The organism is Amycolatopsis sp. H20-H5 (genome assembly GCF_035828755.1).
Classification (GTDB): Bacteria; Actinomycetota; Actinomycetes; order Mycobacteriales; family Pseudonocardiaceae; genus Amycolatopsis.
In genome coordinates this window covers 150,472-172,033 of the sequence record NZ_JAYMZS010000007.1, presented here as the reverse complement: position 1 = coordinate 172,033, position 21,562 = coordinate 150,472, and the positions used below count along the sequence as shown (strand labels likewise).

The window sequence follows — 21,562 nt, the reverse complement described above, 5'->3', positions numbered from 1 at the left end:
CCTTGAGGAGTACTGGGCCTACCACCTGCTCAAAGAACATTATCGCCGCCACGAAACCCGCTACACCCACCAGCAAAACGACTACATCCTCGCTGGGTGAGCCCCTCCCTCAAAACGAACCACACCCAACAGCATTAGTTCTTCGCGAGCGCGGGCGTGTTGAGGTTCCAGGTTATGACGACGCCGGAGGTGGGCATGATCCAGCCGTCGACGCTCACGGATGGGGGCGCGGGAAGTGTGGCGCTACTGGCGTTGATGCGTGGTTCGGTTTCACTGGCGAAGAAATCCACCAGAGTGAGTCGACTTATGCCGGTGTCGAAATGGTTGACTTTTAACGAAAAGTTTCGGGTTGGGACATCTACGGTGAAGTACAACGATTGCCCGTGGCGAGGCATGAGAACGCGGTAGGTGTACTCCTCGTGATAGAGCTCGCCCGGTGAGGCTGTCACGTCGCGCGGTGTCACCGTGTAGATTTGTTCGCCCTTGCTTGCCGAACGCTGGATGTCTTGCGACACACCGTTAATGCTGTAGTCCAGAACGGTGAATGTGTCGGGATCATCGGCGGCGATTCCGCGCGCGGGATCAATGGTCCAGTGCTCGGTAAATCCGTGACGGTGATAGTAGTCGCGGGGATAACGCTTGGGAGAACACAGAAAAAGACGCTCCCCTAGGGGAGCGTTGGTTCGAAGCTCGCTTCGAACCAACGCGATGATCATATCCTCGTTGGCTTCGCCAGCTGTGGTCAGCGTGACATCGATGCGCACGTCGTGACGCTGGAACGGTGCCCGTGTCGTCTGGTCGAACAAGGCGCGAAACGGACCGTGGATTGTTGCGTTGAGAACTTTTCTGAGAAGCTCGATAACCCGCGCTTCGGCGATCGTGCGCGCCGCGAAATCACCGAAGATGCCGAGACCTCCCGTGGTGATGAGTGTGGTTGACATCGCCTCAGCGAGCTTCCCTGTGGTTTTGAGCAGTAGTACGATTCCGGCGCTAAGAAGAATTAGGGCGATGATAGTGATCCGCGCACGGTAGAGACGAAACAGTAGCGTGCTTTTATCGTGCCTTTTCCCGCCTGCGCCCATAAAAAGGCACAATAGCGCACGGAAGCCATTTCATTCTTCCGGTTTACGCTACATAAAGACAACCCCCGGCGGTTGATGCGCCGGGGGTTGTTCTTTGGTAGCGGCTGTTACTTCTTCTTGGGATCGGTTGACTCGTGTGTGTTGCCCTGGGTGCCACCGGAACCGCCACTGCCGCGCTGGTGCACGAACTGCCTCCTGTCATCTGGGTGCGTCCCGACTCTGCGAGGTGGGACGCGGTGGGACGCACGCTACAGCTTATGGGCTTAGGGCCGTCAAGCTTGCGGCTGATCGCCTCTGGTCTGCGATCACCTCAGCCGATCGGCTATAAGCCGTGGCCAAGGAACCGATTTTCGAAGCAGCCGCCATCCTCGGGGCGCGCATCAAGGCGCAGCGCGCGGTGTTGGGTATCAGTCAGGAGCAGCTCGACGCCCGTACGGGTGTGCATTGGAGCTACCTGGGCCAAGTGGAGCGTGGTCTGCGAAACCCCAGCCTGCGCAATCTCTTGCGACTGGCCGAAGGCTTGGAGCTTGACCTCGGGGTGCTGGTCGCCAACCTGCCTGCTCCGCCCGCCCCGGATGAGAACCCGGACCGGCCTCGTCGTCGTTGATGATCAGCTGGGGTGATTCGCCCAGGTGGTCTAGTAGCTGATCGGTCGAGCCGATCAGCTCCGCCGATCAACGCGCACCGAATCGCTATACAGTGCGTCCCATCGCCTCTACTCTGAGTCGCGTGATGAGGCTTATGAGCTGCAATCGGCCCGCCCGGTGAACACCGCCGGGACGGGAAACGGGGCGATCCCACCTGGCGTGTGGGACGAACCGTTGATGCGCCAAGCACTGCACAAGCGGGACATCGCCGGAGTGTTTGTGCTGCTCAGACGGCATGGAGTGAGTCAACGCCGGATCGCCGCGCTCACTGGCCAGTCGCAGTCTGAGGTGTCGGAGATCTGCCACGGACGCCAAGTCATGGCCTACGACCTCCTCGCGAGAGTGGCCGACGGGCTGGGGATTCCCAGGGGGTTGATGGGCCTGGCGTATAGCCCTGACACTGCGGGGATCAGCGCGGCGTTGACCGCCGTCCCGATGGCCGCGCGGGAGGTGACCGACTCTATGCCCGACCGTCGCGAATTTCTCGGTGTTCTCGCCAAGGTGGCTGTAGGTGCTGGCCTCGGCGCGGCCGACCTGGCGATCTTGTCGACACCCGCGCACGCCACACCCGCCCCGGTCCGGGTCGGCGCGACCGAGGTGCAGCAGGTCCGACAGCTCACCCACGTGCTGTGGGTGCAGGAGAAAGCCCTCGGCGGCGGCGCGGTCCGCGAGGCTGGGCTCGCTCAGCTGGGGTGGGTGCGTCAACTGCTGCGCGGGTCCTACGCCACCGAGACCGGCCACACCTTGTACGCGGTGTTGGCTGACCTGCTCGGGTTGGTCGGCTGGGCCTCGCATGACGTCGGCCTGGCCGGGGATGCCCTGCGGTATCTCGGGCAGTCGATGGCCGCAGCCGCGGAGATCGATGATCCGATGCGGACCGCATTGGCGATTGAGCAGGTCGCGCGCGTGTATCTGCGCCAAGGCGAGGCAGGCGAGGCGCTCAAGGCGTTGCAGCTCGGCACGGTCGCCGCGGACCGGTCACGGGTCGGGCAGGTCCAGGCGCTGATCTTGTCGACCACAGCCCGCGCCTACGCCGACACCGGGCAGGTCCCCGCCGCCCTCGACGCGCTGAGCAAGGCAGACGCGGCCCTGTCCGCGGGTCCGCCGGCCACGGTCGCCGACCTGGTGATCCCGGACCCACGCGGTTTCGATGCCGCAACGCTGGAGAGTGAAACCGGGCGGGTTCTCTCGATCGCCGCCGCGCACGATCGGGCGTACGCCCCGCGTGCCATTGAAGCGTTGACCGCGTACACCGCCACGACTGACCCTGTGCGGGTCAAACGCCGCGCGATCTCGACCGCGCAACTGTCGACGGCCCTGTTCCAGGTTGGGGAAGCACGGGAAGCGGTGACCACCGGTAGGGCCGCGCTGACGTTGGCGTCGGCGATCCGTTCTCAACGTGTCACGGACTACCTCGCCGAAGTGCATGTCGAAGCGATGCGCCTGCCTCGACATCGCGACGCGGCAGACCTGGCCCGCGCCATCACCACCGCATCCCACCGTGCGGAGTAACTACATGCGGATGACACCGTTAGCCCAGCCATGTGGAGATCGACTACGACTGAACCTGCATGTTTGGCCGAACACTCTAGAGCTGCTGCGTGCTGATGACGTGCTGGTGAACTGTGTCAACTACCCAAATGTGGGTAGCGGGAGCCCGAGTCGGCCTCCTACACTGACCTTGTTTCACTCTGTGCCAACAAGGTCAGGCTGGAGGCCACCACTAGACCAAGACGCTTAATGCTTCACCGCGCTGAGGCCACCGAGGTGCGTATGACTACCCGGCAGCTCCTAGGTGACTTACACGCCCTTTCTAACCGGTAAATTTGACACGGTCAGCCGCAGTTGGAGGATGCAATGAGGTTTTTGCGTCGCTTGGGAGATCCCACGGTTTCAGTAAACAGGGATCGTTGCCCTGGCATATGGGAACTTGATGATGGTTCATTTGCGGTAATCGGCACAGATATTACAGAACAGTCGGCTGGAACGTTGCCGCCTGAGGTGCATGTGGCGCACTATGAACGACTTGTGGTAATTCCGCGGACGCTAATGATCAGTAGTCGAAAGGATATTCCGACAATATGAGAAGCAGGTGGACGCCTATCACGTTCCCTCCGCCAGCCTCGGTTGTTGAAAGGCATCTGGACGAGGAAGAGTCACGGGAAGTGTTCTGGAAAGCTACTGAACGTCTAAAGTATCGCACGGTGAAGTTGGAGCGCGAACAGAATTTTCAAGAGTCGGGAAACGCGAGCTGGGAAGCCTTGATCGCGGGCGATTACGCGCGTTCGATAGAGCTCATTGAGCAGGATCGCAAAAGTTTGGAACAGCAGCGTAAGCCATTCGACGACGCCGAGGTTCCATTCTATCGCGTGCGAGTTATTCAGTATCCGTTGAGCGATTACGTCAAATGGGAATTGGCGCACTTCAAACTGAATGTCGAAGAGGGGGAGACGATATCAATCGTTGATACTGCACGAATCGCGGATATTGAACTGGATACCAGCCTTAAGGATTTCGTCCTTTTCGACGATTTTCTCATGCTCTCGTACGACTACACGTTAGACGGTTTACCTCTGGACACTTACCTTGTGACGGACACCGAGTATCTGCGTGAGATGTCGGAATTAGCCGATGAGCTACTCGCAAGGGCTTGGCCGTTCGAACGGCACCCACATGAGCCACTCATTCCTCTGTCGGAGGGTTAAAATTACATTGTTCCCAACAACCTTTCGCTGACGCTTACGTGCAGCTTTATGGCTGCTGGATCATCATGGTTGGCAATCAGTGTTAGTACCTCTTGCCAGTACGCCTGCGCTTCGATGGTTGCACCCGCTTCGGCGAGAACGAAGGCAAGGCTATCGAGTGCAATGGCCAACTCCCAGGGGGTCCCTAGTTCGCGATAAAACTTGACTGCGTATCGGTAGAAATTCGATGAGTCGCCGAGTCTTTCGAGGTGGCGATACGCGTCTCCTGTGGCTTGCATTGCTTGCGCCTCGCGGTTTTTGTCTCCAATTTTACGATGCAGCGTCGCAGCACGTTGAAACGCGACTAAAGCGTCCGCTGGCTGGCCAATTTCTTGCTGGACTCTGCCAAATTCAATCAGCCAATAAGCTTCACATACCAAGTTTTGGTGATCGCGGGCGATAGCTAGCGCCCGTTCGATACAGCGGCGCGCTTCTTTAAGATTGCCTGATTTGCGCTGAATTACGCTAAGGATGTGCAGTGCATTGCCCTCTCGCAATGGATCACGAGATTCTCTAATGACCTCGATCATGCTGTCAACAAGGGCGAGTGCCTCTGGAAGGCGGTTTTGCTCTACGTAGACCTCGGAGAGATTTCCCATGATGACAGCTTCCCAGTATCTGTCATTCAGTTCTCGGAAGATAGATAAGCCTTGCTCGAATGATGCCCTTGATTTCTCAAGGTCGCGTCGATCGAGATGTAGGATGCCAAGCCCGTTGAGCGCCAACGCTTCACCGGGCTTATCAGCCAGTTCGCGCCTAATATCCAGCGTTCTGTGGTAGTGCTCGACACCTTCCTTCAGGCGGTGCGACTGCGAATAGCCGATAGCTAGACTTTCCAGTAGCTCAACCTCTGCTAGTCGATCTCCGATCCTGCGCGCGGATCGCAATCCAATATCTGTTGTAGCGAACCAGTCGTCAAAGTAGTTGACCATCATGTATATGGCACGTAAAGACAAAGCGAGCTGGGCGGAAAATGCATACATTTCAGCTTCGGCGGACGATCTAACTACTGCAACTAGGATTCCCCTTTCCGCTTCAAACCAACGCATCGCAGAGGCGGACTCGGTGAACTCCATGGGGGAAATGTCAGCCGTTTGGTAATCAACTGCCGGCAGTGGTTCTGAAAAGTTTATTTCTATTGCCGCAGCCCGCACTGAATGCAGGTACCAGGTAAAGAGTCTTTGCGTAGCTTCAACCCTGTTCTCGTTAGACTCTTCATGGACTGCTTGGTCGGTAGCGTAGAGGCGCAGTAGGTCATGAAATTGGCACCTTCCTGTCGTGGCCTGCTCGATTAGATGGACATCTGTCAGAGCCTCAAGTAGGTGACGTGCCCTATTGACGGAGGTTCCAAACAGGGCAGCTGCGGCCGCAGTGCTAAAATCTGCCCCTGGATGAAGTCCCAGTAATCGGAAGGCTCGCGCTGCTTCTGGGGATAGCGCGCGATAAGACCATGCGAACGCTGTGCGAACAGCTTCAGATTCATCTGCGTCCCCTGAAGAGAGCGCGTCCCAAAGTGCTGACTCATCGCAAAGGTCGTCGATAAGCTCTCCTAAGAGGGCTGTTGGACGACGTGCGGCGCGCTCAGCGGCAATTCGCAGCGCCAGCGGTAAACGGGCGCATAAGTTAGCTAACTCGGCTAGCTGTCCGGGATCATCCTCGGGTCTATAGGCGCCAGTTGCTGTCCTTATCAAATCGATCGCGTCCGGTTCGGCGAGAACGTCTAGTCTGAGACGATATGCTCCGTCGTGGGCGACCAAGCTTGAGAGGCTGCTGCGACTTGTTACCAGCGTCAAGCATCCTGCGGTCCCTGGCAATAGCGGCCTTACCTGTCCCGTGGTCGCCGCATTATCAAGAATTATCAGCATTCTTCGTTCGGCAAGCAGTGAACGATATAGAGCTGCTCGGGAATCTAGATCCATAGGAATAGCGGCCCCTTGTACGCCGAGGGCACGGAGAAATGATTCTAAGGTCTGTTCTGGTGTGACTGGAGCGCCGGGATCGTACCCTCGGAGGTTCATGTAAAGCTGACCACTCGGGAAAGCTTGGTAAACCTGATGCGCCCACCGCAACGCGAGAGAAGTTTTACCAACGCCTGCCGTCCCCACGATTGTGACCAGCGAAACAGGAAGCAGTTCCCCATTCACAGGATCCAGAAGCTTGCTAAGCTTGGAACTTTCATTCACGCGGTCAACAAAACCTCGCACATCGGCCGGGAGTTGACGAGGTATGGTTTCTTCTGAATCCGGCAATCTGAAAATAGCGGTTTGCACATTACTGTCAACGATAGGGGCATCGCGGTAAAGTGGTGGCGATTCGAGCGCTATACGTTCATTTGCTGTAAATTCCTGGTGATCCTGTAGGTCCACTAACTCTGAAGTTTGCGTACCAAACACTCTCGCCAGAACGGCAAGTGCTTGGAGAGTTGGCTTGATTCCTCCGGGGGGCCAATTTTCGTAGTCGCTGATCCGCTTGCCGGTCATAGGTGCCTGGTCGCTACTAATGGCCACGTTATAACGTGCTGCTAGTTCATCTTGCGTCCAGCCATACGCGTGTCGCCAGCCTGTTCGAGGCCGGAAGCCCCAACGGGCGGCCATCTCGCGGGCGATTCGCTCGTAGCTGTAACCCAGTTCCAGCAGTTGGCGGCGAAGATCGTCTCGCTGGGCCTTGTTGCCTTGGCTCTCGCGTCGCACCTGGCCGCCCCTCCATTTCTAACGGCGAGAGTCTTCCACGGTACGGCCTGCTGCGGCACAACGCTACCCAACGCTGGGGAATCCTTGCGCCGCCTTCCAGTGTTTGTGCTGGTCAGAGGCCGGAGTCGCCCTGGGGAAAGCCCCCCAGCGCTGGCCGGGTCGGGCGGCCCTTTGATCGTCACGCTTGATGTCGGGAGCGCTGCTCACCTGGCTCCCCTGACGAGAGGGGCTGTCGACGTGGCCGTCTACCAGGTTTTCGAATGCAGCGTTCAGCATGGCGGGGTGCTGTCACATGCCATGAGCGCCCTCGTTGCACAGGCAGGAGTAGTGCGATGACGAGTACCTCGGTGTCGCTGCTGATCTTGGGCGCGGGCGGCTTGTTCGTGGCCGGGTTTCTCACGGCGGTGCAGGTTGTCGCTGCGGTGACCCGTCGCCGGGAGAGTCGGCTTGCGTGCGAGAGGCGGGCGCTTAACGCGGTGTGGCGACGCTTGCGAGATCAGTTCGGTGTCGAACGGCTTCCCTGGTTGGAGGATTTTCTCCAGCAGTCGGAATGCCGCGATCGCGATAGGCGACGCTGAACCATCGCCGAACAAACGGCACGTCGGCGTATGCGAGAAAAAAGAGCAGCGCATTCCGGGTCAAGGTTGTGCCGGCGATTGTCCTCACGGACTATATGCGCAGATTGCATTCGTGACATTGCCGTGTCGGTACTCACAATTAGCCTATTTTTGCGACGACCCCAACACCGACAGTCTCATTTTTGCTAATAATGAGGAAGTTTCACTCGATGTCATGCGGCCGCGGGGCCCGCGGCATTCGAGGTTCTTCGCGCATTGGGGCGCGTTCTGTCAGTGGCAGTCGAAGCGGCGGTTCGACGCGCTGCACAAATCAGGCGAGGGTAAAGGTGTGTTTCTGTGACGAACGACGGCACTGCCGACGGGTCGGGCGACGATGGCGACTTAGCCGATGACGCTCGGCGCGAGGAGGTTGGCCAAACACAAGCGGTTTTCGCGCGGATGGACAATCTCTCGCGCCGACTCAACCAGTTGCAGGACGACCAGGAGGATTTGCTCGGCGAACCTCCGCCAGGCTCGCCTCCATCGAGGTGATCCGCTCGTCGAAAATGTCGAGACGTCGCATGATTTCAGTCAGGATCTCACTGCTGCCCTCGCCGGCGACTTCCTCGGCGAGAGCAGCGTCGTCAGGATCGAGGACGTAGACGCCGCTGCCCTCGAATGGCTGCACACGCCCTTCCTCGCGCAGGATCGAGATTGCCTTTACCACCGTGTTTTTCGCTGCGGCGTACTGCTTCACCAGCTCGTTGACCGTTGGTAATCGTTGGCCTGCCTCGAACTCCCCGGCGACGATGGACGCGCGGATCTGGCTCGCGACGTGCTCGGCGCGAACGGGCTTGCGATCGACACGCGCGCGGGACTCAGGCATAGCACCCAGGGTAACGCTCCGCGCTCGGCGTGCCTATCGGACGCTGGCTACCTCTTCCCCGCACCTCCCAAATCGTCGCAAGTGTCGCAATTGATCTTGACACGGTTGCGACAACTGATACGCTTGCGATGCTTGCGACAGTTGAAGTGAAGGAGGCGAGTGATGCAAGACGTTCCGATCAATCTGATGGGCTACACGCTGCGGGTGACCGAGCCGCCCACGGTCAAGACACGGCAGCTCGAGAACGGTGAGCTGGAGCCGGTGACCAACCGCGACGGCGTGCTCCAGTTCGTGGTGGTGTGCTTCGCCAAACCCAAAGCCGTCGAGGGGCAACGCCAAGGCAAGGGCGCGGAGATCCGGGTGAACCTGGGCGCGGACCCGGGTGACGGGTTCACCGAGGGCATGGTGGTCGAGCTGGTCAATCCGCTGCTGAACACGTACGAGATCCCGGACCGGGACAACCCGCGTCTCACCGCGTCGAGCGGCTTGTGGTTCAAGGCCGACGGACTCAAGCCCGCAGCCGCCTCGACTACCTCGTCTGCGGCGTACGCCGCGAGCGGTTATTCGGGCGACGAGTCCTGATTCCACGGTCTGGCCGCTGATCGCGGCCACCGTGCTCCTGTCGCGCCATGTCTGGCGCGAAATGTTGTTTGTCAAGTACAGAGTGGGTTTTGTCATGCCTAAAAACGTCGGTGTCCAACGATTCCACAGTGGACACCGACGTCAACTGTGTTGTTTTCATTGATATTTAAGGAGAGGAGTCGCATGATTCGGGTGACAGACAACGGAATGTCGAGCGAGGCGGGTGATCATCGCGCGTACCGGCTCGATCATTGGCTGGTGTCGTGGCTGCCGCAGCGGGTGCTCAGCCGCGAGGAGGCGTTGATCGCGATGACGTTGGCCGACATCTACAGCGGCGAGCCCGCGGCCAACTCGTCGTGGGGGTTGGTGGCCCGCGACTACGAGAAAGCGCTGAGTCTGCCGCGCAGCTTCCGGCCGTCGTGGTTTCGCCACGCCACGACCGAACCGGTCGAAGGCGGTGATGGCGAGTGAACGAGACATCCACGGTGGTGGACGCGCTGATCACCGGTTTTCGGGACGCGGCGCAGGAGTGCGGGCGATTGTCGGATCGGCTCGACGAGGTGTCCGAGGATCTGGAACCGGTGAGTGAGACGGTGTCGGCGATGGCCGGGTCACACGCGGTCGACGCCAGCCATATGGAAATACGACTGGACGCGTTGGCCGACCGGTTGCACGCCAAACAGTCCAGGCCCTGGTGATCGCCGTGCCCTCGCGAGCGAAATTATTGGCGACCGTCGAGTATCTGCACGCGCAAGCGCACGCTATCCACGACATGGTGGTCTTCCTGCATCGCAGCGAAGAACCGTTGCAGGAGCAGGGATTGGGCTTCGTGGTGTTGGCGCATGAGGCGGGCACCCTGCTGTTGTACCTGCGTGATCGCACGGTGCTGCTGTGTCAGTACATCGACGACGAGGCCAGGAAACTCCCTGATATTTAAGGGTTACGCGGGTTCACGGTGTCATATTCGTTATGTGTCAACGGTTATGGAGGTGTGAGTGTGATTTATGTGACGGACACAGCGATGTGGAGCGACAGCGGCCCGCATACCGCGCGTCGGGTGGCCCAGCGACCCGGCGAGTGGGTCGTGTCGTGGTTGCCACGGCGGCTCGTGGATGCTCGGCAGGCGTGGATCGCGATGCGTCTGGCCGAGATCTACTGCGCCCGGCCCGAGCCCGGTTCGGCGCGGTGGCGTGTCGTGGCCGAGTTCGAACGTGAACTCGGGGTGTCGCCGCGGCTGCTGCGCCGTGTGGCGGGTGGCCCCGACAGCATGCCGGTGGGTGCGTGATGGTGACCTCGCTGTCGCGTGAGCAGGTGGTGGACACCTTGACCGACACCCGAAAATCGTTGCTGCACCTGGAAGAGATCGTGCACCACCTACTGCCGACGGTGGAGCACATGAGGATCGGGTTGTCGGCGTATCTGTCGGCGATCTGCACGCACATGCTGCTCGCCGGCCGGGACATGGCGTCGTTGACCGAGTTGGTCGCGGCTCTGCCGGCAGAGGACGACTCCGAGCGGCGTGGTGGTGCGTGGTGAGCACGCCAGCGACCCCGGATCAGGTGTTGGAGTTGGTGTACAGGATGCACCGCGCCACCGAACTGTGCATCGAGCGGTTCACCGGCTCGTTGCCACTGGTCGCCCAGGTCGACACCGATTTGTTGGTGACCGTCAAGGACTTGATCGCGGACCTCTATTTCCTGCAAGTGAGCCTGGGCATCACCGCGGATTTCTACGGCCGTGAACTCACCCGCTCCCGTCGGGGTGATGCCGGGTGATCTCCCGACGCCACCGCGACGAGCTGGCGGAGTTCGTGACGAAGACGGCGGTCACGACCAGCGCGATCGCGTTGTTCATGCACCGGGCGTCCGGGCGGATCGCCGACACCAGTGTCGAGGTGTCGGCGATGGCCGTCGCGGCCGGTCAGCAAGCGCTTGACATCGCTGAGCGGTGCCAACGGATGATCGCCGTGGTGGAGTCCGCGGCGTGCGAAGACTGACACACGAAAGGAGCAGACGATGCAGATCGAGGTAGTGAACGCGCGGGCACGCTCGCGGTATGGGCAGTTCGTGTCGGCGATGGACATGGTGCTCGAAGCGCTGGAGCGGGTCGATCCGCTGATCGAGCGGGTTGACGACAAACACCGCCCAGGCGGGTTCACCGTGGCGACCCAGGACGAGCTGATCGGGTATCGACGGGCGACGTTCGACGCGCTGGATGACCTACGTGGCCGGGCGAAGAAGTACGAGGCGGAACTGGTGTCTCGGGACTGGAGACTGTAAATGGCATCGCATGAAGTAGATCGGGTGCTCGACGACATCGACGCCACGCTGCGTCAACTCAAGGACGCGATGCGGGGTATCCCCGCCCGGCGGGAAGGGTTCGCCGGGTTGCACGACCGGGTTGCCAAGACCGCGGCGCTGCTGTCGGTGTCGCTGTCGGACGCGCGAGCCGCGGTGACCTAGCGCCCCACGGCCACAACCAGATAAGCGACGAGGAGTCGACATCGCACACAGGTGCGGGTCGGCTTTTTTGTTGCCCTGACACAGAAAGGAGGTGGATCCCACGGAAGGACATGTGACGAAACGCCGGGCCGGGGTGGAGATCCGGGCCGTGGTGTGGTTGGCGCGGCATCCGCTGATGACCCTGATGCCAGCCGCGCTCGTGTGGCTGGTCGCCACCGTTGGGCCGTGGACACCCGCGATCATCGCTGGCGCGGTCGGGGCGGCTGGTTTGGTGTGGTACCGGGGGCACCCGATGAGCTTCGACGCGATAGCCGCGCCGTTGCTGCGGTCGGGGGTGCGCCGGTGGGGCGTGTATGTCGGGCCACGGTGGTGGCGCGCGATGGAAGCGTGCGAACTGTCGAAAACCCACCGGCGCACGGGGGTGGAGCGGGTACCGCGGATCATCCGGGTCCGCTCGTACTCACCCACGATCGACAGCATCCTGGTGCGGATGCTCCCGGGTCAGAAGATCGCGACCTTCGAGGCCCGGCTGGTGGAATTGGCGGACACCCTGCGGGTGCAGCGGGTCGCGGTGGAACGGGTGAAACCTGGGGTGGCCGGGTTGGTGATCGAACGCAAGGAAGCCTTTACTGAGCCGATCCCCGCCCCGGACCTGCCCGAGGACCCCGGCGCGGTGGATCTGGGGTCGGTGTATGTCGGGGAGACCGAGCACGGCCAGGACTGGCGACTCCCGGTGGCGGGCAAACACCTGTTCGTCGCCGGAGCCACCGGCGCGGGCAAGAACAGTATCCCGATGTCTCTGCTGGTGGGTCTGGCTCCGCTGATCCGCGACGGGTTGGTGCGGATCTGGTGCTGCGACCCGAAACAGCTCGAATTCTCCCAACTCAGCGACATCTGCCACCGGTACGCGGCCACCGAATCCACGTGCGCCGAGCTGATCGGCGACTACGTGGCCGACATGCACGCCACCCAGAGGAAATTCGCGTTCCTGCGGCGACGCAAGCTCCACGTGTCGCGGGACACCCCACTCAACATCCTGTTGCTCGATGAGATGGGCGCGCTGCTCGCCTACGGGGACCCGCTCGTGGCCCGGGAAGTGCGCCGCCTGCTCGCCCTGGTCGGCTCGCAAGGCCGCGCGACCGGGCACTCGATGTGGGGTCTGGTGCAGGAACCCACCAAAGACACGGTGTCGATCCGCGATCTGTTCACCCTGCGGATCTGTCTCCGGCTGACGGCCGCCGCCCACGTCGACGGGGTGCTGGGCGAGAACTCGAGGCTGCGCGGGGCGCTCGCGGACGAGATCCCGGACCTGCCCGACACCGCCGGCATCGGCTACGTCATCCGGCAACGCTCCCGGGTCCCGGTGCGGGTGCGGGCGGCCTATGTCGAGGACGCCGACATCGCGAAGTTGGTGGCGTTCGTGCTCGCCGGGCGCGACCAGCTACCCGCTGCCGCTGGCCCGGATTCGCAGCCGGCACCGGAGGCGGCTGAGCACACCGGTCTGACCGACCGGCTACGAGGTGCCTTGACCATGACAGGAGCGACGTGATGTGGCGCATCGGATTTTGGGTGTGGCGGGCATGGATCTACACCAAGCTCACCGCGCCCGCGGTGATCGGGCTGTGGCTGATCCACCGCGCGCAAGGGTTCTCGACCCTGTTTTGGGTGCTGGCGGTCTTTTCCCTCGGCACCGTCATTGGTTTGCGGTTCGGTCTGCGTGACCTGGCCCGCCACGAATCCCGACAGTTCGGAAGGAGACCGTGATGCGCGATGAGCTTGATGACCAGGGTGAGTGGATCGACATGATCACCGGCGAACACCGGATGCTCTACGGCCCGGGTCGACGTCCCCGCGAGGCCGATCTCGACCGGCTGACGGAGCTGGCCGGGCAGCTGGTGGCTGCGCATGACCACATGACCGGTCTGTATCGGCGGCACCTCAACGACATCACGGCTGGACTGATCGAGACGGAGCACTCCCATGACCGGAACTGATGTGGTCCTGCGTCGGGTGGGCCTGCTTGCGGAGCTGTATGAGCGGGCCTGCCTGCGACTGGCGGAAGCCGTCCGCCAGTCCGCTGAGGTGGATGAGCGGTTGCCGCTGTATCGGGACCTGATCGACCTGACGGACGAGCTGTCCGCGCTGCTGCGTGCCCGCGGCGACTACTACGGGCAGCGGGCCGAGTCCTGGCGAGAAAGCCTGGACCGGCTGCGCCGACCCACATGACCAGCCCCACGGGCGGGGCCGCCCGGCTGGTGGCCAGTGCCCGTGTGCTGGTCACACTGCTGGTGGGTGGGGTGGGCGCGGCGGCGGGATTCACCCACACCCACGACTGGGCGAGTCGGCACGGCCAAGCCGGGTGGCTCGCCTGGGCCGACGCGGTGGTCATCGAATGCTTGGTGATCGTGGCTGGGTTCGAGGTCCGCCGAGACCACCTCGCCGGTCGCGCTCGGGCCTTGTCGCTACCGATGGCGATCATGACCAGCGCGCTGGTGGTCCAGATGATCGCGCAAGTGGCCCTCGCCGAACCCACTCCCGCTGGGTGGGTGGTCGCGGCGATGCCCGCGGCGAGTTTCATCCTGATCGTCAAACTCGCGCTGCGCGGCGTCGGCAACCCCAATGTCGAAGCCCACGCCACCAACGGCGGTAACTCCGGCGGCGGCACCCGCGACGAACCGCGCCACCCCGATGCGGCGAGCGCCGCGAAGATCGCCCTCGACCCCACCGCCACTGTGGCCGTGCCTCACCCACCCGCGCAACCCTCGACACCACACCAGAGCGGCGGGCCTCTACTGCCCGCGGCGTTGGCACGGCAGGTCACCGAGGCCGTGGACCACGCCCGCGCGCAAGGCCGGGCGGTCACCGTCGACGATATCCGCCGAGCGACCCGGGTGCCAGCACCCCTGGCCGAACGGATCATCGCCAGCCTGCTCGACCAGTAACACCGTTCCCTTCGCTTGGCCACACAGCCGAGCTCGGCCGCTGTGCGGCCACCGCATCCCCCTTGTTTCCGACCGGAGGTGTGCCATGTTCACCCTCGACGACCGTATTACCGCCCGCCTGACCTCACCGCACTACCCGCGCTGGCGAGCCGAGGTCCTCTCGGTCGGCGGCTGCTCCCGCCCGATCCGCCTGAGCGGCTCCTCACGCGTGCGGGACGCCGCCACCGGGACGGTGCTGCACGCGTTCACCGGCACCGTGCTCACCGCCTGCGGCACCCGCCGTGAGGCCAGCTGCCCCAGCTGTTCCCGCGTGTACGCCGCGGACGCGTTCCACCTGGTGCGCGCCGGTCTGATCGGCGGCACCAAAGGCGTCCCCGACACGATCACCGACCGGCCCCGAGCGTTCCTCACGTTGACCGCGCCGTCGTTCGGGCCGGTGCACAACCAACCCGCCCGGACAGCCCGTGCTCGACCGGCCCCGTGCCGCTGCGGCACCCGCCACCACGACGGCGACCCGATCCTCGGTTCCCCGGTGTATCCCGATAGCTACGACTACACCGGGGCGGTGTTGTGGCAAGCGCACGCCGGGGTGTTGTGGTCCCGGTTCACCACCGGGCTCCGCCGCGAGTTGGCCCGGATCGCGGGCATCCGGGTCCGCGATTTCCCCGCCAGCGCGCGCCTGTCCTACGGCAAAGTCGCCGAATTCCAACGCCGCGGCTTGGTGCACTTCCACGCGATCGTCAGGTTGGACGGCCCTTCTGGGCCGCACGATCCGCCACCGGTGTGGGCCAGCGACGAGCTGCTCGAGACCGCGGTGCGCACCGCCGCTCGTTCGGTGGTCGTTCACACGATCCGCCCCGACGGCCGCGACCTGGAGCTGAGGTGGGGCGACCAGTTGGACATCCGGGGTGTCGGGACGCGGTTCGACGACGAACGCGGCGGGATCAGCGAAGCGCGCCTCGCGGCGTATATCGCCAAGTACGCCACCAAAGGCACCGGCGCGTCCGAGACGGTGGACCGGCCCATCCGCTCGGAACGCCACCTGGACCACCTCAACATCTCCTTGCATCACAAGACGATGATGCGTGTCGCCTGGAGGCTCGGCGCACTCTACCACTACCGTGATCTTAACTTGCGCCGCTGGTGTCACATGCTCGGCTTCCGAGGGCACTTCCTGACAAAAAGTCGTTGCTACTCCACCACATTCACCGCTATCCGCGACGAACGAAAAAACTTTCGACGCGACGAAGCCTTTGCCGCACACGGAATCACCGCGCCAGTCGACACCGTTCTCGTTGTCAACCACTGGTCCTTCGTGGGCGCTGGCTACCGCGACGACGCGGACACCGAACTGGCTGCCAGTATCGCCGCACGCGTCAGACCTACCAGAAAATCATTACATGCCAGGAGGAATACTCGATGAGTAAACCATTATGGACAGTCCAAGACGTCGCCGACTACCTCGGCAAGCCAGTGAAGACCTTGTATCAGTGGAAATGGCGCGGTGAAGGGCCGCCCGTCCACAAGGTGGGTCGCAGCCTGCGCTACGACCCAGTAGAAGTTCGCGCATGGTTCGACGAGAACCGATCGCTCGCCGAATCCTTGGAATGAAAGGTCAACGTGATGGCGCACGTTCACGACCGCTGGCTGCGGCCAGCGAAACATCCAGACACCGGTGACCCGATCCTCACTAAAACCGGAAAGCCGGTCTTCGAGAAGACCACCCTCTACGGGAAAGGGTTGCGGTATCGAGTCCGCTACTTCAACCCTGCCGGAGACGAAAGGTCAAAATCCTTTGCCGACAAGCAAAAGAAGCTGGCAGAGGACTTCCTCATCGAGATCGAATCCAGTAAACGGGAGGGAAAATATGTCGACCCCCGCGCAGGTCGAACCTTGTTCGAGGTGGTCGCCGCGCGCTGGAAAAACGCGCAAACCTGCGACTACACCTCGCTCGAACTCATGGAACGGGACCTGAGAAATCACGTTCAGCCGGTGTTCGCAGGACACTCGGTCGGTGCGATCAAGCCGTCTCACGTGCAAACCTGGCTTCGGGAACTTCAGGACGCAGGTGTCAGCGCTAGTTGCCGGGTGCGGTACTTCGCCTACTTCGTGTCCATTATGGAATTCGCCAAGGACGAAAAAATGATCATCTTCAATCCCGCGTACGCCAAGAGCGTCAAACGCCCCGTCCGTGACCGCGGCCAAGTGAAGGTGTGGCCGATCGAGCGATCACGCGCGGTCCGCGCGGCCCTGCCCGAGCGCTACCGGCCCTTGGTCGACCTCCCCGTCGGGTTAGGTCTACGCCAGGGCGAGGTGTTGGGATTCTCACTCGAGGACGTGGAGCGTGATCGTGGTGTCGCGGTCATCGGGCGTCAGATCCGGATGGTGTCCGGGCAGCTCGTGTTCGCCCTCCCCAAAGGAGGCAAGACCCGCGAGATACCGATCGCGGCCACGCTCCTGGCCAAGCTCGACCGCTACGCCGAGCAGTTCCCGTCGGTGGCGGTCACTCTGCCGTGGCGGCACCCCGGCGGCCCACCGGTCACGGTCACGCTGTTGTTGGTGACTCGAGCGGGCAAAGCGGTCAATCGGAACGTGTGCCGCAACCGGGTGTGGGTACCGGCGGTCAAGAAAGCTGGCGTCACGAAGCCAGGGCAGGCGGACGGCATGCACGCGTTGCGGCATCTGTTCGCGTCGATCCTGCTGGACGCGGGCGAGTCCATCAAAGCCCTCGCTAGCTACCTGGGGCACTCCGATCCCGGGTTCACCCTGCGGGTCTACACCCATCTGCTGCCGGGCAGCCACCAACGCACCCGCAGCGCTTTGGACGGGTACTTCACACCATCCCCGATCGAGGTAACAGGGGCTGACAAGCAGGAGCACCCACCTAGCGACGGTAGGACCCCAGCACGGCCTGTACACGGCCTACACCCAAAAAATCACCGCAAAAGCCCAGTTCAGACCGGGTATACGACCAAACGGGGGACCTTTAGTATCGCCAGCCTTCCTAGCGACGCTAGATGGTCACCTCACGTGTCCCTTGAGTCTCGCGTACCACAATTTCCGAGCAGCGAAGTCCCTGAAGGCCACCATGACGGCGTCTAACGCCGTCATGGTGGCCTTCAGGGACTTTCCGGTGCGGCGCAGGGGATTCGTGGGGTCTATGAGGTACGTGGGGCGCCGATCTAGCGTAGCTAGAGTTGCTGGCGATACTAAAGGTCCCTTGCTCCGGCGGGACCCGGCTGAAAACGGTCCTGGCGGCTGAGCGAAGTCTGCGCACTGATGTTTGATGTTGGTGTTTTCTCTTGACTTTAGTGCAGTTTCGAACGGAGAATCCTCGGCATGCGAATACGTCGTTTGTCGGGTCTCGCCGTGTTGAGCGTGCTGGCCTCGTTGCTCGTCGCCCCACCGGTCCTCGCCGACGCGGCGGGGGCGCTGGTCACCATTTCCTCGCCTTCCCTGCGCGTGAGCGTTGACAACGGCTTCCCCCGCGTCGCGTCCTACGCCGACGTTCGCACCGGAGCGGTGCTGTACGGCAACGAGGACAAGATCGGCCAGGTCGTGCTCAACGGCACCGCCTACACGCCGGAAGTCACCAGTCGCAAGTCCGCCGACCGCGTCGACTACGTGCTCCGCTTCCCCGGCTACGGCGGTGTCGAGCTCGACGCGACGATCAAGGTGAAGGACCACGAGGTTGACTTCACCTTCACGAAGATCAAGGACAGCGCCGCGAATCCGGTGAAGTCACTGTCCATTCCGGACCACAACCTGGTGTCGGTCCGCAGTGACCAGCCGGGTTCGGCGCTGGCCAGTGCGAAAATGTACAACGCCACCACCGGCACCGGCGACAGCTTCGCCGCGGTCACCAAGGACACCCCGGCGGACGCGGCCCCGGCGAGCGCGATGTACGCCATTGTCAACACCGGGCAGCTCGCCGCGTCGCTCGAGACGAACTCGACCTATGACAAGCCGTCCGGCGCCACCGCGAAGGACAACGGGCGGATCAAGAAGCAGACTGTCGCCAAGTCCGGCTACCAGCGCGTCGGCCTCTGGAGCGGCGACTGGCTGTACCGAGCCGAGGGCGCGAAGGACACGGAACCCCTGCCGTACGCGAAGATCGTCGTCACCGGCGATCGCAACTCCGACGGCGTCGTGGACTGGCAGGACGGCGCCGTCGCCTTCCGCGACATCATGGTCAACCCGCAGGGCTGGGAGCAGGTCGCGCAGCGGCCGGTGATGCGCATCCCGTTCAACTTCGCCTCCAACGCCGAGCACCCGTTCCTGCAGACCCTCGACGAGACCAAGCGGGTCGCGCTCAACACCGACGGCCTCGGCCAGTTCGTGCTGCTCAAGGGTTATGGCTCCGAGGGACATGACTCGGCGCACCCGGACTACGCGGGCGTCGGCAAGCGCCAGGGCGGCACCGCCGAGCTCAACGACCTGATCAACTCGGCGAACCGCTACAACGCCCACATCGGCGTGCACATCCAGGACACCGAGGAGTACCCGGTCTCCAAGGCGTTCGACCCGGCCATCGCGAACAACGTGCGGACCGACCTCGGCTGGGACTGGCTCGATCAGAGCTACCACCTCAACTACCGTTACGACGGCACCAGCGGCAAGCGCCTGCAGCGGCTGCAGGACTTCAAGAAGGCCGTGCCGGGCCTGGACTTCCTCTACATCGACACCTGGTACGGCGACGGTTCCACCTCCGAGCGGTTCGCGCGGGAGATGAACGGCCTCGGCTATTCGGTCGCGACCGAGTTCCCGGACAAGTTCGAGCGGCAGAACACCTGGAGCCACTGGGCCAACGACGTCAACTACGGAGGCAAGGACTACAAGGGCGTCAACAGCCAGATCGTCCGGTTCCTGCGCAACGGCCAGAAGGATGACTGGATCGCCGGTGACCCGCTGCTCGGCGGCGGCGAACTGCCCGCGTACGAGGGCTGGGTCGGCGGCTCCGGCTATGGCAACTTCGTCAACAAGACCTTCGGTGTCGACTTGCCGACCAAGTACCTGCAGGGTTTCCAGATCCAGAAGTGGGCGCCGAAGACGATCGGCCTGACCGACGGCGTCAGCGTCTCCGACGCCACCGGCACCCGGCAGATCAGCAAGGACGGGCACCTCGTGCTCAACGGCGGCTCGTACCTGCTGCCGTGGAGCCAGCAGGAGGAAACCAAGCTCTACCACTGGAACACGACCGGCGGCACCACGTCCTGGACGTTGCCGGACTCGTGGGGCAACCGCAAGAGCGTCAAGCTGTACAAGCTCACCGACACCGGCCGTCAGCTCGTCTCGGACCTCAAGGTCGACGGCTCGCGCAAGATCAGCATCACCGCGGACGCGAACACGCCGTACGTCGTCTACCCGAGTGACCCCGGCAAGGTGCGGGACGCGAACTGGGGCGAGGACTCCGGGCTGAAGGATCCCTCCTTCTACTCCGGCAACCTCTCGGCGTGGAAGGTTTCGGGCGCCGCGTCGGCGCCCCGGAATTCCGCCGGGCAGCGTCAGCTCAAGCTCGCCGGCGGCGCGGGCGCCGAGGTCTCCCAGAAGCTCACCGGGCTCACCGGCGGCCAGAGCTACTCGGCGTCGGTCAACGTGCGGGTCGCGCCGGGCCGGCGCCAGGCGAATCTCACGGTCACCCCGTCCGGCGGGCAACCGGCGACGCAGTGGACCGACTCGTCGACGGTGAAGAACTACGTCCGCGCCAGTGAGTACGCGGGCACCACCACCCAGCGCATGCGTGTGGACTTCGACGTCCCGAAGGGACAGTCCACAGCGGACTTGAAGCTGGCCGCGGCCGCGGGCGCGCCGGACGTGTTCTTCGACGACGTCCGCGTGGTCGAAACGACCAGGACCCCGCTGAACGGGCATTACTTCACCGAGGACTTCGAGCACGTCGACACCGGGTGGGGCCCGTTCGTCTACGCGGGCAACGGAGGCGACGCGGACGACCCGCGCACGCACATCGCGCAGAAGAACGCCCCGTACACCCAGGCGGGCTGGAACGGCAAGCTCGTCGACGACGTCCTTTCCGGTGGCGAGTCGCTGAAATCCCACGAGGAGAACCCCGGGCTCACCTACCGGACGCTGCCGCAGAACCTGCGGTTCCAGCCGGGCCGCAAGTACGCCGTGTCGTTCACCTACGAAGCGTCGGCCGCGAACGAGTACGGCTTCGTGACGTCCTCCGGCGGCCAGGCGACGACGAAGCTGGCGGCCGCGCACACGCCGGCGAAGTTCACCGCGACGATCGACGGAAGCGCGGCGGGCGACGCCTGGGTCGGGATCACCAAGCTGACCGCGGGCACGCAGAACGAGGATCACGACCTCGTCCTCGACGACCTGGTGGTCGACGACGTCGGGGTGGCCGACCCGGCCATCACGCGGATTCCGCAGTCCCAGCTCTCGGTGAAGTACGCCGACAGCGAGGAGACGGCGGGGGAGAACGGCGCCGCGGCCAACGTCCTCGACGGCGACCCGGCGACGTTGTGGCACACGCAGTGGTCGGGCCAGCCCGCGCCGATGCCCCACGAGATCCAGCTGGACCTCGGGCAGAGCGCGCCAGTGCGGTGCCTGTACTACTTGCCGCGGCAATCCCAGCCGAACGGCCGGATCGCCGGGTACGAGGTCTACACCTCCGCCGACGGCACGAACTGGGGCAGCCCGGCGGCCACCGGCACCTGGGCCGACACCCCGGACGAGGAAGCGGCTTGCTTCCCCGCTCGCGACGCGCGCTACGTCCGTTTGCGCGCGACCTCCGAGGTGGCGGGCGGGGTGTGGACGTCCGCCGCGGAACTCAACGTCGGACGGCTCTGAGCTGGGTAGTGTGCAGCATCGTGCATGGAGCCGGAGCGTAAAGTGCACATCGATGCGTGTTGGCCGCGGCCGGCACGCATCGATGTGTCACCATTCCCGGTGACCGCACTGTATCGATCTGGGCAGGTGGTCTGCACTCGAGACGCAGGGAGTACCG

General features: G+C 63.1%; 25 protein-coding genes. 22 read left to right on the top strand and 3 right to left on the bottom strand.

Annotated elements, in window-relative coordinates:
• Positions 1 to 134 precede the first annotated feature (134 nt).
• Positions 135 to 941 carry a hypothetical protein gene (locus tag QMK34_RS06170; RefSeq protein WP_326412416.1) on the bottom strand — a complete coding sequence of 269 codons (807 nt, stop codon included), beginning with the start codon at positions 939 to 941 and terminating at the stop codon, positions 135 to 137.
• A 472-nt stretch (positions 942 to 1,413) separates the two neighbouring features.
• On the opposite strand from QMK34_RS06170, the gene QMK34_RS06165 reads away from it, so the two are divergent.
• From QMK34_RS06165 to QMK34_RS06155, 3 genes are all read left to right on the top strand, one after another.
• Complete coding sequence (locus tag QMK34_RS06165) at positions 1,414 to 1,689, top strand: helix-turn-helix domain-containing protein (protein ID WP_326412415.1); 276 nt, start codon at positions 1,414 to 1,416, stop codon at positions 1,687 to 1,689.
• Between the two features lie 217 nt (positions 1,690 to 1,906).
• Complete coding sequence (locus QMK34_RS06160) at positions 1,907 to 3,241, top strand: helix-turn-helix domain-containing protein (protein WP_326412428.1); 1,335 nt, start codon at positions 1,907 to 1,909, stop codon at positions 3,239 to 3,241.
• Between the two features lie 569 nt (positions 3,242 to 3,810).
• Entirely contained in the window at positions 3,811 to 4,434 is a 624-nt protein-coding gene (locus QMK34_RS06155; protein WP_326412413.1) for a DUF6879 family protein, read from the top strand.
• Between the two features lie 2 nt (positions 4,435 to 4,436).
• Here QMK34_RS06155 and QMK34_RS06150 read toward each other — a convergent pair whose 3' ends face one another.
• Together QMK34_RS06150 and QMK34_RS06145 are read right to left on the bottom strand one after the other, a co-directional pair.
• Complete coding sequence (locus QMK34_RS06150; RefSeq protein ID WP_326412411.1) at positions 4,437 to 7,163, bottom strand: tetratricopeptide repeat protein; 2,727 nt, start codon at positions 7,161 to 7,163, stop codon at positions 4,437 to 4,439.
• Positions 7,164 to 8,201: 1,038 nt separating this feature from the next.
• Positions 8,202 to 8,606, bottom strand: coding sequence for a winged helix-turn-helix domain-containing protein (locus QMK34_RS06145; protein WP_326412409.1), 405 nt, complete (start codon positions 8,604 to 8,606; stop codon positions 8,202 to 8,204).
• Positions 8,607 to 8,768: 162 nt separating this feature from the next.
• On the opposite strand from QMK34_RS06145, the gene QMK34_RS06140 reads away from it, so the two are divergent.
• The 19 genes from QMK34_RS06140 to QMK34_RS06050 all read left to right on the top strand — a co-directional run bounded on the left by QMK34_RS06140 (position 8,769) and on the right by QMK34_RS06050 (position 21,405).
• Entirely contained in the window at positions 8,769 to 9,188 is a 420-nt protein-coding gene (locus tag QMK34_RS06140; protein WP_326412407.1) for a hypothetical protein, read from the top strand.
• Between the two features lie 183 nt (positions 9,189 to 9,371).
• A complete protein-coding gene (locus QMK34_RS06135; RefSeq protein ID WP_326412405.1) occupies positions 9,372 to 9,659 on the top strand; it encodes a hypothetical protein in 288 nt (95 codons plus the stop codon).
• Positions 9,656 to 9,886, top strand: a complete 231-nt coding sequence (locus QMK34_RS06130; RefSeq protein WP_326412403.1) for a hypothetical protein — start codon at positions 9,656 to 9,658, stop codon at positions 9,884 to 9,886. The genes QMK34_RS06135 and QMK34_RS06130 overlap by 4 nt, the downstream gene beginning before the upstream one ends.
• A complete protein-coding gene (locus QMK34_RS06125) occupies positions 9,883 to 10,125 on the top strand; it encodes a hypothetical protein (protein ID WP_326412401.1) in 243 nt (80 codons plus the stop codon). Before QMK34_RS06130 ends, QMK34_RS06125 begins: the two co-directional genes overlap by 4 nt.
• A 69-nt stretch (positions 10,126 to 10,194) precedes the next feature.
• Positions 10,195 to 10,473: a hypothetical protein gene (locus tag QMK34_RS06120; protein ID WP_326412399.1), complete on the top strand. Its 279-nt coding sequence runs from the start codon at positions 10,195 to 10,197 to the stop codon at positions 10,471 to 10,473.
• A gap of 2 nt (positions 10,474 to 10,475) precedes the next feature.
• Positions 10,476 to 10,724: a hypothetical protein gene (locus QMK34_RS06115; protein WP_326412397.1), complete on the top strand. Its 249-nt coding sequence runs from the start codon at positions 10,476 to 10,478 to the stop codon at positions 10,722 to 10,724.
• Positions 10,721 to 10,963 carry a hypothetical protein gene (locus QMK34_RS06110; RefSeq protein ID WP_326412395.1) on the top strand — a complete coding sequence of 81 codons (243 nt, stop codon included), beginning with the start codon at positions 10,721 to 10,723 and terminating at the stop codon, positions 10,961 to 10,963. The genes QMK34_RS06115 and QMK34_RS06110 overlap by 4 nt, the downstream gene beginning before the upstream one ends.
• Positions 10,960 to 11,184 carry a hypothetical protein gene (locus QMK34_RS06105; protein ID WP_326412393.1) on the top strand — a complete coding sequence of 75 codons (225 nt, stop codon included), beginning with the start codon at positions 10,960 to 10,962 and terminating at the stop codon, positions 11,182 to 11,184. Before QMK34_RS06110 ends, QMK34_RS06105 begins: the two co-directional genes overlap by 4 nt.
• Positions 11,185 to 11,203: 19 nt before the next feature.
• Complete coding sequence (locus QMK34_RS06100) at positions 11,204 to 11,467, top strand: hypothetical protein (protein WP_326412391.1); 264 nt, start codon at positions 11,204 to 11,206, stop codon at positions 11,465 to 11,467.
• A complete protein-coding gene (locus tag QMK34_RS06095; protein WP_326412389.1) occupies positions 11,468 to 11,650 on the top strand; it encodes a hypothetical protein in 183 nt (60 codons plus the stop codon).
• A gap of 91 nt (positions 11,651 to 11,741) precedes the next feature.
• Positions 11,742 to 13,199, top strand: coding sequence for an FtsK/SpoIIIE domain-containing protein (locus tag QMK34_RS06090; protein ID WP_326412388.1), 1,458 nt, complete (start codon positions 11,742 to 11,744; stop codon positions 13,197 to 13,199).
• Entirely contained in the window at positions 13,199 to 13,414 is a 216-nt protein-coding gene (locus QMK34_RS06085; protein WP_326412386.1) for a hypothetical protein, read from the top strand. Before QMK34_RS06090 ends, QMK34_RS06085 begins: the two co-directional genes overlap by 1 nt.
• A complete protein-coding gene (locus tag QMK34_RS06080) occupies positions 13,414 to 13,644 on the top strand; it encodes a hypothetical protein (protein ID WP_326412384.1) in 231 nt (76 codons plus the stop codon). The genes QMK34_RS06085 and QMK34_RS06080 overlap by 1 nt, the downstream gene beginning before the upstream one ends.
• Positions 13,631 to 13,876, top strand: a complete 246-nt coding sequence (locus QMK34_RS06075) for a hypothetical protein (protein WP_326412383.1) — start codon at positions 13,631 to 13,633, stop codon at positions 13,874 to 13,876. The genes QMK34_RS06080 and QMK34_RS06075 overlap by 14 nt, the downstream gene beginning before the upstream one ends.
• Positions 13,873 to 14,592 carry a DUF2637 domain-containing protein gene (locus tag QMK34_RS06070; protein ID WP_326412382.1) on the top strand — a complete coding sequence of 240 codons (720 nt, stop codon included), beginning with the start codon at positions 13,873 to 13,875 and terminating at the stop codon, positions 14,590 to 14,592. Before QMK34_RS06075 ends, QMK34_RS06070 begins: the two co-directional genes overlap by 4 nt.
• A gap of 85 nt (positions 14,593 to 14,677) precedes the next feature.
• Complete coding sequence (locus QMK34_RS06065; RefSeq protein ID WP_326412380.1) at positions 14,678 to 16,015, top strand: replication initiator; 1,338 nt, start codon at positions 14,678 to 14,680, stop codon at positions 16,013 to 16,015.
• Complete coding sequence (locus QMK34_RS06060) at positions 16,012 to 16,203, top strand: helix-turn-helix domain-containing protein (RefSeq protein ID WP_326412379.1); 192 nt, start codon at positions 16,012 to 16,014, stop codon at positions 16,201 to 16,203. The genes QMK34_RS06065 and QMK34_RS06060 overlap by 4 nt, the downstream gene beginning before the upstream one ends.
• A gap of 12 nt (positions 16,204 to 16,215) precedes the next feature.
• Positions 16,216 to 17,694, top strand: a complete 1,479-nt coding sequence (locus tag QMK34_RS06055) for a tyrosine-type recombinase/integrase (RefSeq protein WP_326412377.1) — start codon at positions 16,216 to 16,218, stop codon at positions 17,692 to 17,694.
• Positions 17,695 to 17,931: 237 nt separating this feature from the next.
• A complete protein-coding gene (locus QMK34_RS06050; protein WP_326412376.1) occupies positions 17,932 to 21,405 on the top strand; it encodes an endo-alpha-N-acetylgalactosaminidase family protein in 3,474 nt (1,157 codons plus the stop codon).
• Positions 21,406 to 21,562: the final 157 nt, after the last annotated feature.

Coding starts and splice junctions, on each gene's coding strand:
- QMK34_RS06075 (WP_326412383.1), top strand. CDS start 13,631: ATGACCGGAACTGATGTGGTCCTGCGTCGGGTGGGCCTGCTTGCGGAG.
- QMK34_RS06070 (WP_326412382.1), top strand. CDS start 13,873: ATGACCAGCCCCACGGGCGGGGCCGCCCGGCTGGTGGCCAGTGCCCGT.
- QMK34_RS06050 (WP_326412376.1), top strand. CDS start 17,932: ATGCGAATACGTCGTTTGTCGGGTCTCGCCGTGTTGAGCGTGCTGGCC.
- QMK34_RS06095 (WP_326412389.1), top strand. CDS start 11,468: ATGGCATCGCATGAAGTAGATCGGGTGCTCGACGACATCGACGCCACG.
- QMK34_RS06140 (WP_326412407.1), top strand. CDS start 8,769: ATGCAAGACGTTCCGATCAATCTGATGGGCTACACGCTGCGGGTGACC.
- QMK34_RS06135 (WP_326412405.1), top strand. CDS start 9,372: ATGATTCGGGTGACAGACAACGGAATGTCGAGCGAGGCGGGTGATCAT.
- QMK34_RS06085 (WP_326412386.1), top strand. CDS start 13,199: ATGTGGCGCATCGGATTTTGGGTGTGGCGGGCATGGATCTACACCAAG.
- QMK34_RS06060 (WP_326412379.1), top strand. CDS start 16,012: ATGAGTAAACCATTATGGACAGTCCAAGACGTCGCCGACTACCTCGGC.
- QMK34_RS06080 (WP_326412384.1), top strand. CDS start 13,414: ATGCGCGATGAGCTTGATGACCAGGGTGAGTGGATCGACATGATCACC.
- QMK34_RS06145 (WP_326412409.1), bottom strand. CDS start 8,606: ATGCCTGAGTCCCGCGCGCGTGTCGATCGCAAGCCCGTTCGCGCCGAG.
- QMK34_RS06100 (WP_326412391.1), top strand. CDS start 11,204: ATGCAGATCGAGGTAGTGAACGCGCGGGCACGCTCGCGGTATGGGCAG.
- QMK34_RS06160 (WP_326412428.1), top strand. CDS start 1,907: ATGCGCCAAGCACTGCACAAGCGGGACATCGCCGGAGTGTTTGTGCTG.
- QMK34_RS06055 (WP_326412377.1), top strand. CDS start 16,216: ATGGCGCACGTTCACGACCGCTGGCTGCGGCCAGCGAAACATCCAGAC.
- QMK34_RS06155 (WP_326412413.1), top strand. CDS start 3,811: ATGAGAAGCAGGTGGACGCCTATCACGTTCCCTCCGCCAGCCTCGGTT.
- QMK34_RS06170 (WP_326412416.1), bottom strand. CDS start 941: ATGTCAACCACACTCATCACCACGGGAGGTCTCGGCATCTTCGGTGAT.
- QMK34_RS06065 (WP_326412380.1), top strand. CDS start 14,678: ATGTTCACCCTCGACGACCGTATTACCGCCCGCCTGACCTCACCGCAC.